Origin of the sequence: Acinetobacter sp. Q85-2 (assembly GCF_013420555.1) — a bacterium.
Lineage (GTDB): Bacteria > Pseudomonadota > Gammaproteobacteria > Pseudomonadales > Moraxellaceae > Acinetobacter > Acinetobacter indicus.
Map to the genome: position 1 here is coordinate 115,718 of NZ_VOXW01000001.1, position 16,843 is coordinate 132,560.

General features: G+C 43.9%; 13 protein-coding genes. 6 read left to right on the forward strand and 7 right to left on the reverse strand.

Features of this window, described 5'->3' with window-relative positions; genetic code table 11:
* Nucleotides 1-57: 57 nt before the first annotated feature.
* Entirely contained in the window at nucleotides 58-1,002 is a 945-nt protein-coding gene (locus FTT68_RS00590; RefSeq protein WP_005176051.1) for a transporter substrate-binding domain-containing protein, read from the reverse strand.
* Nucleotides 1,003-1,363: 361 nt separating this feature from the next.
* Nucleotides 1,364-2,041 carry a DUF421 domain-containing protein gene (locus tag FTT68_RS00595; RefSeq protein ID WP_160243482.1) on the reverse strand — a complete coding sequence of 226 codons (678 nt, stop codon included), beginning with the start codon at nucleotides 2,039-2,041 and terminating at the stop codon, nucleotides 1,364-1,366.
* 255 nt (nucleotides 2,042-2,296) lie between these two features.
* On the opposite strand from FTT68_RS00595, the gene FTT68_RS00600 reads away from it, so the two are divergent.
* The 3 genes from FTT68_RS00600 to herA all read left to right on the forward strand — a co-directional run bounded on the left by FTT68_RS00600 (nucleotide 2,297) and on the right by herA (nucleotide 6,404).
* Nucleotides 2,297-3,328: a molecular chaperone DnaJ gene (locus FTT68_RS00600; protein ID WP_180006840.1), complete on the forward strand. Its 1,032-nt coding sequence runs from the start codon at nucleotides 2,297-2,299 to the stop codon at nucleotides 3,326-3,328.
* Between the two features lie 99 nt (nucleotides 3,329-3,427).
* A complete protein-coding gene (locus FTT68_RS00605) occupies nucleotides 3,428-4,663 on the forward strand; it encodes a DUF4297 family anti-phage-associated protein (RefSeq protein ID WP_045795824.1) in 1,236 nt (411 codons plus the stop codon).
* Entirely contained in the window at nucleotides 4,656-6,404 is a 1,749-nt protein-coding gene (gene herA, locus FTT68_RS00610) for an anti-phage-associated helicase HerA (protein ID WP_180006808.1), read from the forward strand. Before FTT68_RS00605 ends, herA begins: the two co-directional genes overlap by 8 nt.
* A gap of 49 nt (nucleotides 6,405-6,453) precedes the next feature.
* Here herA and FTT68_RS00615 read toward each other — a convergent pair whose 3' ends face one another.
* Entirely contained in the window at nucleotides 6,454-9,348 is a 2,895-nt protein-coding gene (locus FTT68_RS00615; protein WP_180006807.1) for a valine--tRNA ligase, read from the reverse strand.
* 183 nt (nucleotides 9,349-9,531) lie between these two features.
* On the opposite strand from FTT68_RS00615, the gene FTT68_RS00620 reads away from it, so the two are divergent.
* Entirely contained in the window at nucleotides 9,532-10,227 is a 696-nt protein-coding gene (locus tag FTT68_RS00620) for a hypothetical protein (RefSeq protein ID WP_005176074.1), read from the forward strand.
* A gap of 20 nt (nucleotides 10,228-10,247) precedes the next feature.
* Nucleotides 10,248-11,051: an SDR family NAD(P)-dependent oxidoreductase gene (locus FTT68_RS00625; protein ID WP_160241550.1), complete on the forward strand. Its 804-nt coding sequence runs from the start codon at nucleotides 10,248-10,250 to the stop codon at nucleotides 11,049-11,051.
* Between the two features lie 47 nt (nucleotides 11,052-11,098).
* Here the strand turns inward: FTT68_RS00625 and FTT68_RS00630 are convergent, their stop codons facing one another.
* Together FTT68_RS00630 and FTT68_RS00635 are read right to left on the reverse strand one after the other, a co-directional pair.
* Nucleotides 11,099-11,533 (reverse strand): YbjQ family protein, encoded by a 435-nt coding sequence (locus FTT68_RS00630; protein ID WP_005176078.1) that lies wholly within the window; start codon nucleotides 11,531-11,533, stop codon nucleotides 11,099-11,101.
* 3 nt (nucleotides 11,534-11,536) lie between these two features.
* The gene (locus FTT68_RS00635; protein WP_005176080.1) at nucleotides 11,537-11,893 is read right to left on the reverse strand and encodes a YbjQ family protein; all 357 of its coding nucleotides are present in this window, start codon (nucleotides 11,891-11,893) and stop codon (nucleotides 11,537-11,539) included.
* Between the two features lie 3 nt (nucleotides 11,894-11,896).
* Between FTT68_RS00635 and FTT68_RS00640 the strand changes: the two genes are divergently transcribed.
* Nucleotides 11,897-12,169 carry a hypothetical protein gene (locus FTT68_RS00640; RefSeq protein ID WP_034597392.1) on the forward strand — a complete coding sequence of 91 codons (273 nt, stop codon included), beginning with the start codon at nucleotides 11,897-11,899 and terminating at the stop codon, nucleotides 12,167-12,169.
* Nucleotides 12,170-12,195: 26 nt separating this feature from the next.
* Here FTT68_RS00640 and adeK read toward each other — a convergent pair whose 3' ends face one another.
* Both adeK and FTT68_RS00650 read right to left on the reverse strand, forming a co-directional pair.
* Nucleotides 12,196-13,653: a multidrug efflux RND transporter AdeIJK outer membrane channel subunit AdeK gene (gene adeK, locus FTT68_RS00645; RefSeq protein ID WP_005176082.1), complete on the reverse strand. Its 1,458-nt coding sequence runs from the start codon at nucleotides 13,651-13,653 to the stop codon at nucleotides 12,196-12,198.
* Nucleotides 13,653-16,832, reverse strand: a complete 3,180-nt coding sequence (locus FTT68_RS00650; protein WP_016659891.1) for an efflux RND transporter permease subunit — start codon at nucleotides 16,830-16,832, stop codon at nucleotides 13,653-13,655. The genes adeK and FTT68_RS00650 overlap by 1 nt, the downstream gene beginning before the upstream one ends.
* Nucleotides 16,833-16,843 lie beyond the last annotated feature (11 nt).

Consider the following 16,843-nt stretch of genomic DNA (forward strand, 5'->3'; position numbering starts at 1 on the left):
TCCTCAAAAACTCAGGTAAAGCATCCGTGTTTACCTGAGTCGGTTTATGTTGGAGTGTTACTGATCACGATCGTGCGGATTGGCAATCAGGTCTTTCAGCTGATCGGACATTTCAAAGTTCAAGTTGATGTTCTTTGGAGGAATTGGCTGTTGGAACCATTTGTTATACATCTGGTTAATTTCACCCGAGCTATAGGTGGCTTTAATGGCATCATCCACCACCTGTTTAAATTCAGCATCGCCTTTACGCAGCATACAGCCGTAAATTTCCTGAATTGGCGCCGTGCCGACAATTACCCATTTGTCTGGATCGGTGGCTTTGGATTTTTCACCGGCCAGCAGAATATCATCCATCATAAAGGCAGCCGCACGGCCACTTTGTAGCATCAGGAACGATTCGGCATGGTCTTTGGCTGAAATAATTTCGCCAATACCGAGTTCTTTTTCATGCTGGCGGATATAACGTTCAGAAGTGGTACCGGCGGTGGTGACCAGTTTTTTGCCTTTTAAGTCAGCAAAATCCTGAATGCCGGAATCTTTGGCCGTAAGTAAACGTGAACCCACCTGGAAGAAACCGACCGAGAAAGCCACTTGCTGCTGGCGTTCCTGATTGTTGGTGGTCGAGCCACACTCTAAATCGACCGTCCCGTTAGAGACCAGTGGAATCCGGTTCTGGCTGGTAACCAGGTTATAGCGGATTTTCAGATCTGGCATCTCCAGTTTCTGTTTTAGCGCTTCCACCACTTTTAGTTGCAGGTCATGCGCATAACCGACCGGCTGATTTGGCGTATCGGCAATATAGGAGAAGGGAATGGATGAGTCACGATAACCCAGCACAATGGTGCCGGACTTTTTGATTTTCTCTAAGGTGCCCGAACTCGAGGCAGCGGCATTGGTGTTGCTATTGGCATCAGCTGGAGCTTTATTGTCACTACAAGCACTGAGGCCAAGCATGAATGCGCTGGCACAAAACAGGGAGGTGAGGGTGCGTTTAGAGGTCATGTACAAAACTCCTTTTGTATTGATTATTGGTCATTTGCTGTTATTCATGGCAATTCCAATCCTGGAACTGATTTATCAGGTAATGAAGCAAATGAGATTGTTTTAATTATCTCTGCACAACGGCATAGCTTCATCTTAAGCGAGATTTCCAGCATTGCTCAAGCGAAATTTTTAACCGTTTTGTTAATGATAAATCGTTATGAAATAACCACTTTTTAGATAAATAGCAGCAAAAAGCATGAATAAAATACAGCAGGAACTGTGCCAGTCTTGGGCCATTAAAGACCAAGATATGACCAAAGTTGAGATAAAACGGTTGGGCGAAGGTGGATGAACCGGCACAGAGATTTAAAACACGCGATTAATCTACCCGTAAGGTATTGATGGCTTCAGTCCAGTGACAGCTGTCACAACGCGGGCAGATCTGCTCGGCACGTTGCAAAAAATCGGTATAGCCACAGTATACGCAGGCGTAATGGGTATGCGGTTTAACGTCGGTGATTTCCTGACAGGCTTTGGGAAACAGGGGTAAACCGTACCGCACCTGATCATTGGAGAAAAACAGGATGCTGAACTTGCCATCATTTTCGAGTAAACCGACCCGTACCTGTCCCAGATGTTCGACCCCTTGCTGGCGCATTTCGGCAAAGAATTCATCGTGCGACATTTTACCGCGTTTAATCTTTTCTAAGACCAGCTCGCCATCTTCGACAATATACAGTGACTTGCCTTCCAGCAGATCTTCAAAGGGCTGGTATTTCATCATTAACCAGGTCACCAGACGATACAGGAAAATCACGATGCTCATGATTAGCAGGGCCTGAATCAGCGGCAGATCTTCGGTGAACATCGGGTCGCCGGCAATTGAACCCAGCGACAGAATAATCGCCAGTTCAAAAATTGACAGCTGGCGCACCCCCCGTTTGCCGGTCAGGCGTAAAAAGATAATGATCATGCTGAACATAAGGATGGCACGCACGCTAATTTCAGCAGCAAAAGCCCAGGTGGTGTCATGAATAAAAATACTGGCCCAATCCATGTGAATGTCCTTTTTATAATCTGTTGGTCTTTGTTGATACTATGCATGAATTGCGGCGGCTGAATGTTTATAGTTGCGTAATAAACTGCAATGATTTGAGTGACTTGGTTAATTCAAAAAATTACCTGATCTGAAGCCATGTAATGTTAAGGCTTATTTGCTCAGGATTTTGCTTTGCTTCAGTTTTACTGAGATGAGTCAAAAAATACTTTCACATAAATCAGGTATAATTTCTCTTTTGCTTTTATCTTCCCTATGCCTTTTGCGCTGAAAACCATGCCAAACATGGTGCTTGAAGTCTCACCACAGCATCAAAAGCTGAATCGTTTAATTGATGAGATTGAACAGCAGAAACAGTTATTGCTTGCATGGCAACATGCCCAAGATGACATTCGTGCCTATAGTCAAAAGGCGCTGATGCCTGCGTATCGTGAGTTATATAGCACTTTGTATGAACAGATGAAGACACTTTGGAATGGTCTAAGTAGTTATAGTTTCACGAAATCAAATACAGCATTGGTGGAAGATAAAATCCAAACTTTAGCACGGTTACTACAAGGTTCACATTTGCTGAGTCAAAAGCAGTTAGATGAAGTGGAAAAAATGCATGTCTATTATCAGCAGGCAGATGAATACAGCAAGAAAAAAAACAAGAAGAAAAATATAGACACTTTTGATGAGCCTGAAACTGAAACAGTCCAAGCCGATGATGTATTTGAAGATTGGAATAATGATCAATACCAACAAGCACGTGAGCAAGCCAAGTTAAAACGTCAGCAAGAAAAACAAGCGCAAGCTGAAAAGATGGTGAATCAATCACTCAAAACTGTGTATCTCAAGATTGCTTCCATCATTCACCCTGATCGTGAGCCCGATGAAGCTAAAAAAGAGGAAAAGACCGAGCTTTTACAACGTGCCAATGAAGCATACGAACAGGAAGATTTATTCTTTTTACTGAAACTTCAGCTTGAAGTTGAGCAAAGTAAAAACGGTTCAAACAAAGGTTTAAGCACAGAACAATTCAAGTTTTACCAACAGGCGTTAGAAGCACAAAGCCAGTCCTTAAAACAGCAGATGCAGGAATTGATTAACTCGCTTGTATGGTCAAATAAAGCCAAAATTGCGGTGCAAAAGTCCAAAGGGCAACTCAATATTGAGCAGTTGTATAAACAGATTGATGCGGATGTGTCTGCGGTAAAGCAACAGCTTAAAGCGGAAAAACAAAGACTCATGTATATGGGAAAAGAGAGTGGGTTGGAGATGTTGTTGGAGCATGGGGTGCTTTAACCGAGAAGGAAATAAGTGTATAAAAATATTAGATAATTTTTTGAACTGAATATAGAATAATCAATTATTTTTTTAATTTTTATTTCTATAGGGGTGAAAATGTCTGAGCCAAATAGACAGGCGATAGATACAATTAGGGGCTATTTATATCAGTTTGATAATACGATTCTGCAAATCCTGAACCATGAAGATGAAAATGCTAGTTTTACTGTTGAAGGTATTGAAGATATTGATATTGAGCAGATAGGCTGTGAAACAGTTGCCATACAATGTAAATATTATGAAAAAAGCGATTTTACGCCATCAAAAATTAAAGAAGCTATAGTTTGGATGGTTAAAGATTTTTCAAAAAGAGTTAAAGACGGTAAAGAATTAATACAATATAAATTATTTGGTCATTATAAAAGTGGACAAGATAAAATCCTACTTCCTATTAGTATTGCTTATCTTAAAGAGAGCCTTTTAACAAGTAAAACACAAGAAAAAGAAGATAAACCGAGTGTAACCACGAAAATTCATGAAGAGTTAAGTTTAAATGATGAAAATTTAGAACTATTTTTAAGTAAGTTAACTCTTAATATTGATGGTCAATCTTTAGATCAACAGCATGAGTCCATACTGCAAAAACTATCTGAACTAAATATATGTTCTAGTGGTGATGCAGAGTTTTTTTATGCAAAAAGTATCTATATCATACGAAATTTAGCCAAAAACCAATTGGAAACCGAAAGAAAAATTACGAAAAGTCGATTCATTGGTGATCTCAAGTATTCTAAAAAAATGATTTTTGATCATTGGTATTTGGAAAGAATAAGTGGAGAAAGGTACTCTAAGTCAATAAGAAAAAGATATTTTAATAATACTCAGTCTAAATTTAATAGGTTTTTTTTGATAGATGCATCAGGTATCGATTTTTATGAAATAAAAAATCTTTTAAAGAGTATTAGTCATAAATGGTCAAATCAACATGCTGTAAGACAAGTTGAAAAATTTTGTCCTTATGTATATTTACATAATTTTAAAGATGAAGATCTGTGCAAAATTAAAAAAGAATTGATAAGTGAAAATTTTTTAATAGAAGATGGTTATTACTATAAAGGAAGTAGTTTTGATCCTAAATTATTTATACGAGATGTTGTAGATTATGGTAATCCTTATAGAGTTTTTTTGAAAATTATTAATGATCTTGATGATTTTAATCAATTACATCAAGAAAAAATTTCAAATAAATATATTTACCAAATGTATTCAAAAAATCCATTTATAGATATTGATGATTCTTTTGATATTTATTTTTCAAATTTAGATTGTTTGAGGAGAATGATTTGTGAGTGATACAGGATGTTTAGCAGAAGTAATATCAGTAAAACCTAATAAAATTATTGTGCAGGTTACAAATCTTGAAGATTTTAAGCTGCCTAATGAATCATTAAAAGTTGGATCATACATTAGAGTGACTAATAATGATGATGCCATACTGATTGCTGTTATTGAAAATTTTACAATTGGAATTGATCACAATACCCAAAGAATTTATCTAATAGAAGCATTACCATTAGGTGTATTGGAAGATGGTGAATTTACAAGAGGTGGCGACACAATTGCAATTCCACCTAAGTTAGTGCAACCAGCTACATTAGAGGATATTAGAGCGATTTATAATTCAATTTCAGAGGATAAACGTTTAAATTTTTGTAAATTAAGTACTAATAAAAATGTTCTAATACCAATAGATGGTAATAAGTTCTTTAATAAACATATTGCCATTTTGGGTTCAACAGGCTCAGGAAAGTCACATACGTTATCTAAAATTCTACAAACAGCAGTATCTGCAAAAAGTGGTAAGTTTAGTCTGAATAATTCTCATATTATTATTTTTGATATTCACTCTGAATATAAAAATGCATTTCCGAATGCTAATTTTTTAGATATTAATACGTTGGAAATACCATATTGGTTACTTAATAGTGATGAGTTAGAAGAAATTTTATTGGATACAGGTGAACGTGATAATTATAATCAGTCTTCAATATTTAGGAAAATAGTTACACTTAATAAGAAAAAGCATAACCCTGATATATCTAATATTTTTTATGATACTCCAATAAAATTTGATTTAAACGAAGTTATTAATGCTATTTTTAATTTAAAAAATGAAACTAAAAGTTCTAAAAATCCAGATAATTGCATGATTGATGATGCAAATATTGATAAGGATGTTGGTTATTATTTTCAAAATGATGATGAAAAAATCAATTATTTTTTTGATAGGCAATTAAAGTTTTTACCTACGAAAAATTCGTATGTTAATAAGGGTATGTATGCTGATGGAACATTAGATAAATTCTATAATCGTTTGAGTGAAAAAATTAGACAAGATCGTTTAAGTTTTATGTTTAATAACGACCTTAAAGATATAGAGTTTGTGAATGTTCTTAAACAAATTTTAGGCTTTGAAAAAGATAAAGAATCTAATATTACTGTAATTGATTTAAGTGATGTTCCATTTGAAGTGCTGACAATTACTGTTTCAGTAATTTCTAGATTAATATTCGATTATGGATATTTTTATAAAAGACATAGATTTGAGCTTAATGCTGAAGAGAAAATTAATAATGATGTTCCTATTTTAATGGTTTACGAAGAAGCACATAAGTATGTTCCTAACAGTGAACTAACAAAGTATCGAGCATCTAAAATTGCAATCGAGCGAATTGCTAAAGAAGGAAGAAAGTATGGGATAACATTAATGTTATCTAGTCAAAGACCATCAGAAATTTCTGAAACTATTTTTGCTCAATGTAATAATTTTATTTCGATGCGACTTACAAACCCTGTCGATCAAAACTATGTAAGAAAACTTTTACCCGATTCGCTTGGTGGTATTATCGATATTTTGCCTAGCTTGCATCAAGGTGATGCATTGCTAGTAGGAGATTCAATAGTACTCCCATCTATCGTTACTATAGATCGTTGTAATCCTGAGCCATCTTCTAGTGATATTCCATATTGGACGTTATGGAAAGAGCAATGGAAAGACGTTGCATTTGAAGACATTTGCCAAAAATGGAAATAAAAAATCCCCTCACGAAGAGGGGATTTTTTTGAACCAAACTAACAACACCTTAAAGCGCTGCAATTTGCTCCATATTCGCTTTAATCTTCGCTAACTGATCCGCAAACTCAGCAAGTTTTACTTTCTCGCCTTCAACCACAGCCGCAGGTGCTTTTGCCACAAAACCTTCATTCGAAAGTTTAGTTGCAATTTGGTCATGCTGTTTTTGAACCTTGTCTAAGTCTTTTTGTAGACGACCCAATTCCGCTTTCGGGTCAATTAAACCCTTCATAGGAACGAATACAGACACATGTCCAACTACAGATGATGAAGACAATGGCGGTTGTTCAGCATCTGCAAGGAAAGTAATGCTTTCAACTTTCGCCAATGCTTTAAACAACGGTTCAATACGTGCGATTTGTGCTTTCTCGCTATCCGTTGTGTTTTGAAGAAGAACAGGCAACAAACGCGCATTACCTAGGCCCATTTCACCACGGATGTTACGTACCGCACCAATCAAACCTTGCAGCCATTGCATATCTGCTTCAGCTTGTTCATTCACTAATGCTTGGTCAGCAACAGGGTACTGTGCGAGCATAATCGTTTCGCCAGAAATGTTGAGTTTCGGCGCAAGTGTTTGCCAGATTTCTTCTGTTAAGTAAGGCATCAACGGATGTGCCAAACGTAAAGAGGCTTCCATTACAGAAAGAAGCACACGACGCACTTCAGCTTTACGTTCAACCGATACGTTTTCGTCATTCAGAACCGGTTTCGTCAGCTCGACATACCAGTCACAGTATTCATTCCAAATGAACTCGTAAATCGCTTGTGCAGCCAAGTCTAAACGATAGGTCGCAAAGGCTTGTTGAACCGCAGCTTCCGCTTTTTGTAGACGGCTGACAATCCACTGCTCAGGCAATTCCCAAAGGTCTTGACGAACGTCTTGACCAATCACTTGCTCTTCGCAGTTCATCATCACGAAACGGGTTGCGTTCCAGATTTTGTTGGCGAAGTTACGGTAACCTTCAACACGTTTCATGTCGAACTTAATGTCACGACCTGTGTTGGCAAGCGCACAGAAGGTGAAACGAACTGCATCTGTACCGTAAGATTGAATCCCTTCAGGGAATTCTTTACGGGTCGATTTTTCAATCTTCGCTGCTTGTTTCGGATTCATCAAACCTGTGGTACGTTTTTGTACTAAAGTTTCAAGATCAACACCGTCAATCAAATCTAATGGGTCAAGCACGTTACCCTTAGATTTAGACATCTTCTGACCTTCGCCATCACGTACCAAACCGTGTACATACACAGTTTTGAATGGTACTTGTGGTGTGCCATCTTCATTTTTCATGAAGTGCATCGTAAGCATGATCATACGAGCAACCCAGAAGAAGATGATGTCAAAACCTGTCACCAATACATCAGTCGGGTGGAAAGTATTTAAGAAATAGTTTTCTTTGTCTTTCGCTTCGTCACCTGTCCAACCTAAAGTTGAGAATGTCCAAAGACCAGAAGAGAACCATGTATCCAATACGTCTTCGTCTTGGTTCAATTCAACTTCAGGGGCAATACCGTTTTTCGCACGAACTTCTTCCTCAGAGCGTCCAACGTAAACATTACCTTCTGCATCGTACCAAGCAGGGATACGGTGACCCCACCACAATTGACGAGAGATACACCAATCTTGAATGTTGTTCATCCACGCCATGTACATGTTGCTGTATTGCTCAGGTACGAATTTGATACGACCGTCTTGAACTGCTTCAATTGCAGGTTTCGCAAGCGGTGCAATCTTCACATACCATTGGTCTGTTAATAATGGCTCAACGATCACACCTGAACGGTCACCGCGAGGTGGTTTCAATGTGTACGGTTGAATTTGGTCTAACCAGCCTTCAGCTTCTGCTTGTTCGACTAACTTTTTACGTGCTTCAAAACGCTCTAAACCAATGTAGTTCGCTGGGGCAGGAATGGTTTTAGAAATTTGCTCACCCGCTTTTGCGATGTATTCAAACTCGGCCAACACTTCAGCATTTTTGTTGAAGATGTTGATGATTGGCAACTCGCAGCGTTTACCTACTTCATAGTCATTGAAGTCGTGGGCAGGGGTGATTTTTACACAGCCTGTACCGAATTCTTTATCAACGTATTCGTCTTTAACGATAGGAACCGCACGACCTGTAATTGGCAGGATAATGTTTTGACCGACAAGGTGCGCATAACGTTCATCATCAAGGGCAACCGCAACCGCTGTATCACCCAACAATGTTTCAGGACGCGTGGTTGCAACCACGATGTGATCTTTACCATCGTGCGTGCGAAGTGACTTATCTTCAAAGAAATATTTGAAGTGCCAAAGTGAACCTTGTTCTTCTTTATCAGACTCAACTTCTAAGTCAGAAAGGGCAGTTTGCAGTTTAGGGTCCCAGTTCACCAGGCGTTTACCGCGGTAAATCAAGCCTTCTTCGTGAAGTTTTACAAACACTTCTTTCACTGCGTTGGATAAACCTTCATCCATGGTGAAGCGTTCACGTGACCAGTCGACAGAAGAACCGAGGCGACGGATTTGACGGGTAATGTTACCGCCAGATTGTTCTTTCCATTCCCATACTTTTTCGATGAACTTTTCACGGCCCAAGTCATGACGGCTAATGCCTTGCGCACCGAGCTGACGCTCTACCACCATTTGTGTTGCAATACCGGCGTGGTCAGTCCCCGGTTGCCATAAGGTATTTTTACCTGACATACGGTTATAACGGGTTAATGCATCCATGATGGCATTGTTAAAACCATGACCCATGTGCAAGCTACCGGTGACGTTTGGTGGCGGAATCATGATACAGAAAGACTCGCCTTTTTCAGACGGCTTGAAGTAACCGCGCTCTTCCCACGTTTGGTACCATTTTTTCTCGATCGCGGTCGGATCGTAAGTTGTAGCAATATTTTGCGCTGAATCAGTCATAGTTCGAACAGATCAAAAGTAGATAAAAAATTGCATCTATTGTAGCAAAAAAAATGGCGACTTAGGCAGCCTGAATCATTGGCTTGTTTAAGCAATTGGCATCTGCACTTACTCGTCGTATGATGTAGGCAAATAACAATGCGCAAAGTTCGCAGAACAACGACGAAAAAAGCGAGAACAACAATGACCTATTCAATCGCACTAAAATTAAGCCCAGCTACCTATCAGCGTTTTCAGCAGTTACATCAACAGTTTAACCAGGGTAATCCGCACAGTCTGGCCAAGCCTTTAGGCGAGGTGCTGTCACATATTTCCTGTGAAATTGTCGATCAGGTGTTTGGTGAAATTGCCCGGACCAGCAGCTCGCCCGACCGTGAATCGGAAAAGATTGTGCAGCAGGTGATGGACACCGTGCAAAAATATATGCCGTGGTCGGTGTCCTTTTTTGGCAATGACCGTCTGGTGCCGATGGTGAATTATCTGCAGCAGAAAACCTATGAAAAAGAGGGGCAGGCCTATGTGGCCTATCCGGTCGATAATGTGCTGATTAAAGAAACCTTGGGTTGTGTCGAACAAATCCGGCAGGGCAATAGTGCCTATATCCAGCCAGCCTTTCGGGCTTTTACCCAGATTGTCGATCAGGGCGTGACCAGTCTGGTCCGCGAGCCAAAGAAAATGCTGAAGTTTAATTTTATGGTCGATAAAACCCTGACCGGGGTGATTCAGCTGACCACCCAGCTTGGCTATAAGCGGCTGGAAAAACTCGGCACCCAGTTTGATACCCGCATAACGGAACAGTATTTCAATCATTTTCTGGGCTTTGTGGGCAATGACCCGCAGCCAGAGCGCGGTTACACTGATATTCATCACAACAAATGAACGTATAGAGGGACAGATTCATGGCCAAGCAGGATTTAACAGGGAAAGTGGTGTGGATTACCGGGGCATCTTCCGGATTGGGCAAAGCCTTGGCCAAAGAATGTGCCTTGCAAGGTGCCGACGTCATTCTGACCGCACGCCGTTATGAAGAACTGGAAAAGGTGCGCGTGACTTTACTGAACCCGGAACGCCATGTGTCAGTTTGTGCCGATATTACCGATGAATCACAGGTACGGCATGCTTATGCGCAGGTGTTAGCGGCCAAAGGCCGGATAGACTGGCTGATTAACAATGCCGGTCTTAGCCAGCGCGCGCTGATTCAGGACACCACCATGCAGACAGAACGTGCCATTATGGAAGTCGATTATTTCTCGCAGGTGTTCCTGACCAAAACCGTGTTACCGACCTTTATTGCCCAGAAATCGGGACGGATTGCCTTTGTCTCTAGTGTCGCCGGTTTGCTCGGCACCCAGTACCGTGCCTCTTATTCGGCGGCCAAAGCCGCAATTCATATGTGGGCCAACAGTTTGCGTGCGGAAGTGGCGCAAGATGGCGTCGAGGTTTCGGTAATTTTCCCGGGCTTTGTCAAAACCAATGTATCTTTTAATGCCTTAAATGGCGAAGGCAAACCGCAGGGCCATCAGGATGAAGCGATTGAAAACGGTCTGGAGCCGGACCTGTTTGCCCAGACCACGGTCAGTGCCTTGCTGGCGGGTGAGGAATATATTGTGGTCGGTGGCGCCAAGGAAAAACTGGGGGTTTGGGTGTCGCGTCTGTCGCCAAGTACGCTGTATAAAATGATCCGTAAAATGAAGGTGAAGTAATACGTTCCAGAGCATTTGACGAGATGAAGACAGATCAGGCCATCAGCTTATTTCTTGATGGCCGTCCCATACGCAAACACTTCCACCATCCCACCTTGCATCCCCAGTTCGGTGGTGCTTAAACGCAGACCTAAAATCTGGGTGGCGCCCATTTTCTCGGCTTCCAGCTTTAAGCGTACAATTGCTTCGCGGCGCGCACGTTCCACCACACTTTCATAACTGGTCAGGCGGCCACCGAGTAAATTCTGCACATTGGCAATTGCATATTTAAAGTAATCATGTGAAATTACCACATTGCTGCTGACCAGTTGGCCGGGTAGGTCGGTGCTTTTAAAGCGGCTGCTGTCGAGCTGGATATAGGCCAGTCGCTGTTCCTGTTCGGCCAGATATTGAAAATGCTTGCGTTCGTTATAGCGGCCAAAACCGAAGCCAACGGCAAACAGTACCGCAAAAATCAGCAGCTGCAGAAGCAATCCATCCATGACTTAGTCCTGTGCAGGGAAGGGATCAGGCAGTTTTGGCATGATTGGATCGACAATCACCGCCGTGCCATAAACGAACAGTTCAGATGCACCCTGGGCAATGTTGGAAGTAGAAAAACGGATTCCGACAATGGCATTGGCACCCATGCTGCGCGCTTTGTCGATCATCCGGTTCATGGCTTCCTGACGCGATTCTTCCAGCAGTTCGGTATAGGCTGTCAGCTCACCACCGACAATATTTTTCAATCCGGCCAGCAGGTCACGGCCGACATGCTTGCTGCGTACCGTGCTGCCATATACCACATCAATTTGCTGGCGAATGGTGTGTCCGGGTACAGATTCCAAATTACTCAGTAACATGTGATGACCAATAACAATAGATTGCTGATGAAGATAGAAAAACTGCGGGCAAAATGCAATCAAAACATCTCTTTTACAGTTTTATACGGGCAGATGTGCATCCAGTCCTTTGGCGAGTCACTACAAGCAAAACAGGATTTCTTTGCTTTGCTCATCACTCTATCGAGCTACTTTTATTTAATGGATGATCCAGGCACATCATCAGGCAAAGAAAAAGCCAGTCAGCGCGAGGCTCACTGGCTTGATTATCAAGCGATAAGAATGAAATCACCCTGATGCTTGACGCTGCAACTCAGACAATCTTATTGCTGAGCAGCGCGGCGTTGTTCTGCCACAGACGGCTGCTGGGTCACTTGATCTGAAGTGTTGGCTTTCAGGCCGCCACCCAAGGTTTTGTACAGTTCCACCTGATTGTTCAAATTGGCCTGTTCCAGCAATAACAGCCCTTGCTCGGCTGCATAAGAGGCACGCTGTGCATCCAGTACGGTCAGATAGCTGTCAATGCCGGCACGGAAACGGGCTTCCGACAGACGATAGGTGGTATTGGTGGCTTCAACCAGACGGCGCTGTGCGGCAATCCGGTCACCAATATTTTCACGCACTGCCAAGGCATCATTCACTTCACGGAAAGCGGTCTGAATCGACTTTTCATAATCTGACAGCGCAATCTGCTGATCGGTTTCTGAAATGCGGATATTGGCCTGACGTGTGCCCCAGTCAAAGATTGGAATATCCAGACTTGGACCAATTGACCAGACAAAGTTACCTGATTTGAACAGGTCACTTAAATCGGCCGAGGCATAACCGGCGGAACCGGTCAGGCTGATGGTCGGGAACAGACGGGCACGCGCTGCGGCAATATTGGCACCTGCGGCAGACAGACGGTATTCCGCTGCACGAACATCGGGACGGTTTACCAGCAGATCACTTGGTAAGCCGGCACCAATTGCAGTATTGGAGGTAATGCGGGTAATACGCTGTGCCGGCAGCAGATTGGCCGGAACCGGTTGACCCACCAGCAGATTCAGCAGGTTTTGTGCCTGCGCCACCTGAGTCTTATAGTTAGCTACATCATTACGCGCGGTTTCGACTGAAATTTGCGCCTGACGTACCGGTAGTTCGCTGTCGATGCCAACGTCAAAACGTTTTTTGTTCAGGTTATACGATTCAAGCTGGGCCTTTAAAGTTTGCTCGGCCAGTTTCAGGTTGGCATTGGCAAAGGAATAGCTGAGCCAGGCCTGAGATACCTGACCAATCAGGGCAATTTGCGTGGCATCACGGGCGCTCTGGGTGGCCAGGAAATTATCCAGTGCATTGTCACGCAGGCTACGGACCCGACCCCAGAAATCCAGCTCATAGGCGGTGACCCCTAAACCTACGTTATAGGAGGTGCTTGGGCCACGACCCTGATTGCTCATGGTGTCCTGACGTAACACGCTGCCACTGGCGCCAATGGTCGGTAACTGGTTATTTTCAGTAATCTGGTACTGTTGCTGGGCACGCTGGATGTTCAGCGCCGCAGTACGTAAATCACGGTTATTGGTCAAGGCCAGATCCAGCACCTGTAGCAGGCGCTGATCGGCAAAGAAATCTTTATAACCCTGTTCTGCAACAGAGCTTCCGGAAGCATTGCTATAGCTGCTCGGAATATTCGCCTGAGCAACCGGCTCTGGCCCGCGCATACTCTGACAGGCTGTCAAAGCAAGCGCAAGGGCAGAAACCGCAATACCACGGCCTGTAAGAGACCATAAGTTTTGCATCACGATACATGCTCCTGATGATTTTGTTGTTTTGGTTTGTATTTAAAGATACTTCGAATCCACACGTAGAATACCGGGATAAAGAAGATACCCAACAAGGTCGAACTGATTACGCCGCCCAGAACACCATAACCGACCGAGTGCTGGCTACCTGCACCTGCACCTGAAGACAGGGCCAGCGGCAGTACACCAAAACCGAAGGCTAAAGTGGTCATGATAATTGGACGTAAACGCATTTTTGCCGCATGTAAAGTGGCTTCAAACAGGTCTTCACCTTTTTCCTGCAACTCTTTGGCGAATTCGACAATCAGGATCGCGTTTTTCGCAGACAGACCAATCACCGCAATAATCGCCACCTGGAAGTAGATGTTATTCGACAGGTTCGGGTTCTGGAACAGCACCATCCCGCTGAAGGTCAGGAACAGGGCACCGACAATACCTAATGGTACGACCAGTAATACCGAGAACGGAATTGACCAGCTTTCATACAGCGCTGCCAGACACAGGAAGACAATTAACAATGACAGGGCATACAGGAATGGTGCCTGATCACCCGATTCACGTTCTTCCAGTGACAGACCGGTCCATTCATAGTCGAAACCTTGCAAGCCCATGTCTGGCAGCTTGGCAATAATTTCTTCCATGGCCACCATCGCATCACCCGAGCTGACGCCAGGCGCTGGTGTACCCTGAATGTTCATGGAGGATACGCCGTTATAACGCTCTAAACGTGGTGAACCATAAGTCCATTCACCGGTTGCAAAGGCCGAGAATGGTACCATTTCGCCGCGGTTATTACGTACATACCATTGATCGAGGTCTTCCGGCATCATACGTGAGCCTGCTTCACCCTGAACATAGACTTTCTTGACACGACCGCGGTCGATAAAGTCATTGATGTACGAACCACCCCAGGCCATGCCCATGGTGCTGTTAATTTCAGCAATACTCACGCCCAAGGCACCGGCCTGCGCATGGTCCACAATCACGCGGTACTGTGGTGTATCTTCCTGACCATTTGGACGAACCCCGGCCAGACGTGGATCTTTGGCTGCTTCACCTAAAATGATGTTACGTGCCATGGTCAGTTTTTCATGACCCTGACCGCTGGCATCTTTCAGCTGCAGGTTAAAGCCGGCACTCACGCCCAGTTCAGGCATAGCAGGCAATTGCAGTGGCATGATGTAAGAAGCATCTTTAACAATCATGTTCAGTGCCATACCACGCTGGATAATCGCACCGACCTGAGATTCTGGCGAAGTACGTTCTGACCAGTCTTTCAGCTTAATGAAGGCCAGACCTGCGTTTTGTCCAACCCCGGTGAAGGAGAAGCCGGCCACACTAAACACAGACTCGACATGCTCTTTCTCATTTTCCAGGAAGTAGTTGGTCATGGTGCTGACGACTTTGTCAGTCCGTTCCAGACTGGCATTTGGTGGCAATTGCACCAGTGTCATCACCACACCTTGGTCTTCATCCGGCAGGAATGAAGATGGCAGTTTCTGGAATAACAGCACAATCACAACCAGCACTGCACCGTAAATAATTCCGGAGAAAATCTTGCTGTGGGTCATACGGTTCACACCGCCCTGATATTTCACCGACAGCTTGTCAAAGCTGCGGTTAAACCAGCGGAAGAAGCGCGCAAACAGACCGTTGCTTTCTGGCTTGTTCGGATCATGCTGTTTCAGCATGGTCGCACACAGGGCAGGGGTAAAGGTTAAGGCTACAATCAGCGACAGTACCATTGCCGTGACCAGGGTCACCGAGAACTGACGATAAATCACCCCGGTCGTACCACCGAAGAATGCCATTGGTACGAATACCGCAGACAGCACCGAGGTAATCCCGATTAACGCGCCAGAAATCTGTTTCATTGACTTTTCAGTGGCTGCCACAGGGTCGAGATGTTCTTCGACCATGACACGTTCCACGTTTTCCACCACGACAATCGCGTCATCGACCAGCAAACCAATCGCCAGAACCATCGCAAACATGGTCAGGGTGTTAATCGAGAAGCCGAACATGTTGATGACGGCAAAGGTCCCCAAGACCACCACCGGTACGGCCATGGTTGGAATAATAGTGGCGCGCCAGTTCTGCAGGAACAGGAACATCACCAGGAATACCAGAATAATCGCTTCAATTAAGGTTTTAACAACACTCTTAATCGACAATTCAATAAATGGTGTGGTGTCAAAGGCCAGCTGATCGACCATCCCTTGCGGGTAGTTTGGACGTAACAGCTTTAAGCGCTCTTCAACGGCTTGGGCGGTATCCAGCGCGTTGGCACCAGTTGCCAGTTTAATCGCAACACCACCGGCAGGTTTGCCGTTGAATTTGGAATCAAACTGATAGTTGTCTGCACCGAGTTCTACACGAGCTACATCACCCAGACGCACCTGTGCACCTGAAGCAGTATTTTTCAGGAAGATATTGCTGAACTGTTCTGGGGTTTGCAGCAGGCTTTGTGCCGTTACGGTTGCGTTGAGCACCTGACCTTCTATGGCGGGTGCACCACCTAACTGACCGACAGCGACCTGGGCATTCTGGGTACGAATGGCTGTGGCAATATCACTTGGGGTGACTTGCAGGCTGGCCATTTTGGCTGGGTCCAGCCAGATGCGCATTGCATAGGAACCACCAAACACCTGAACTTCACCGACCCCCGCCACACGGCTTAAGGGTTCAGAAATATTGGAGTTAACATAGTCTTTGATGTCATTTGCTGACATGCTGCCATCAGGCGAATAGAAGGCCAGAACTTGCAGGAAGCTGGCGCCTGATTTGGTGACCCTCACCCCTTGACGCTGGACATCTTCCGGCAGCAGGGCGGTGGCAGACTGTAATTTGTTCTGTACCTGAACCTGGGCAATGTCAGGATCGACGCCTTGTTCAAAGTTCAGCGCAATAGACGCAGAACCGTTACCGGCACTGTTCGATGAAATATAACGCAAGCCATCGAGACCATTCATCTGCTGTTCAATAATCTGGGTTACTGTGTTTTCAACAGTTTCAGCCGAAGCACCCGGATAGGTCGCAGAAATGGTGACCGTTGGCGGCGCAATGGTCGGATACTGGGCAATGGGCATATTGGATAGGGTTAGAATACCCGCCAACATGATCACCAGTGCAATCACCCATGCAAAAATCGGGCGATGAATAAAAAATTGAGCCATTGAAGTCTACC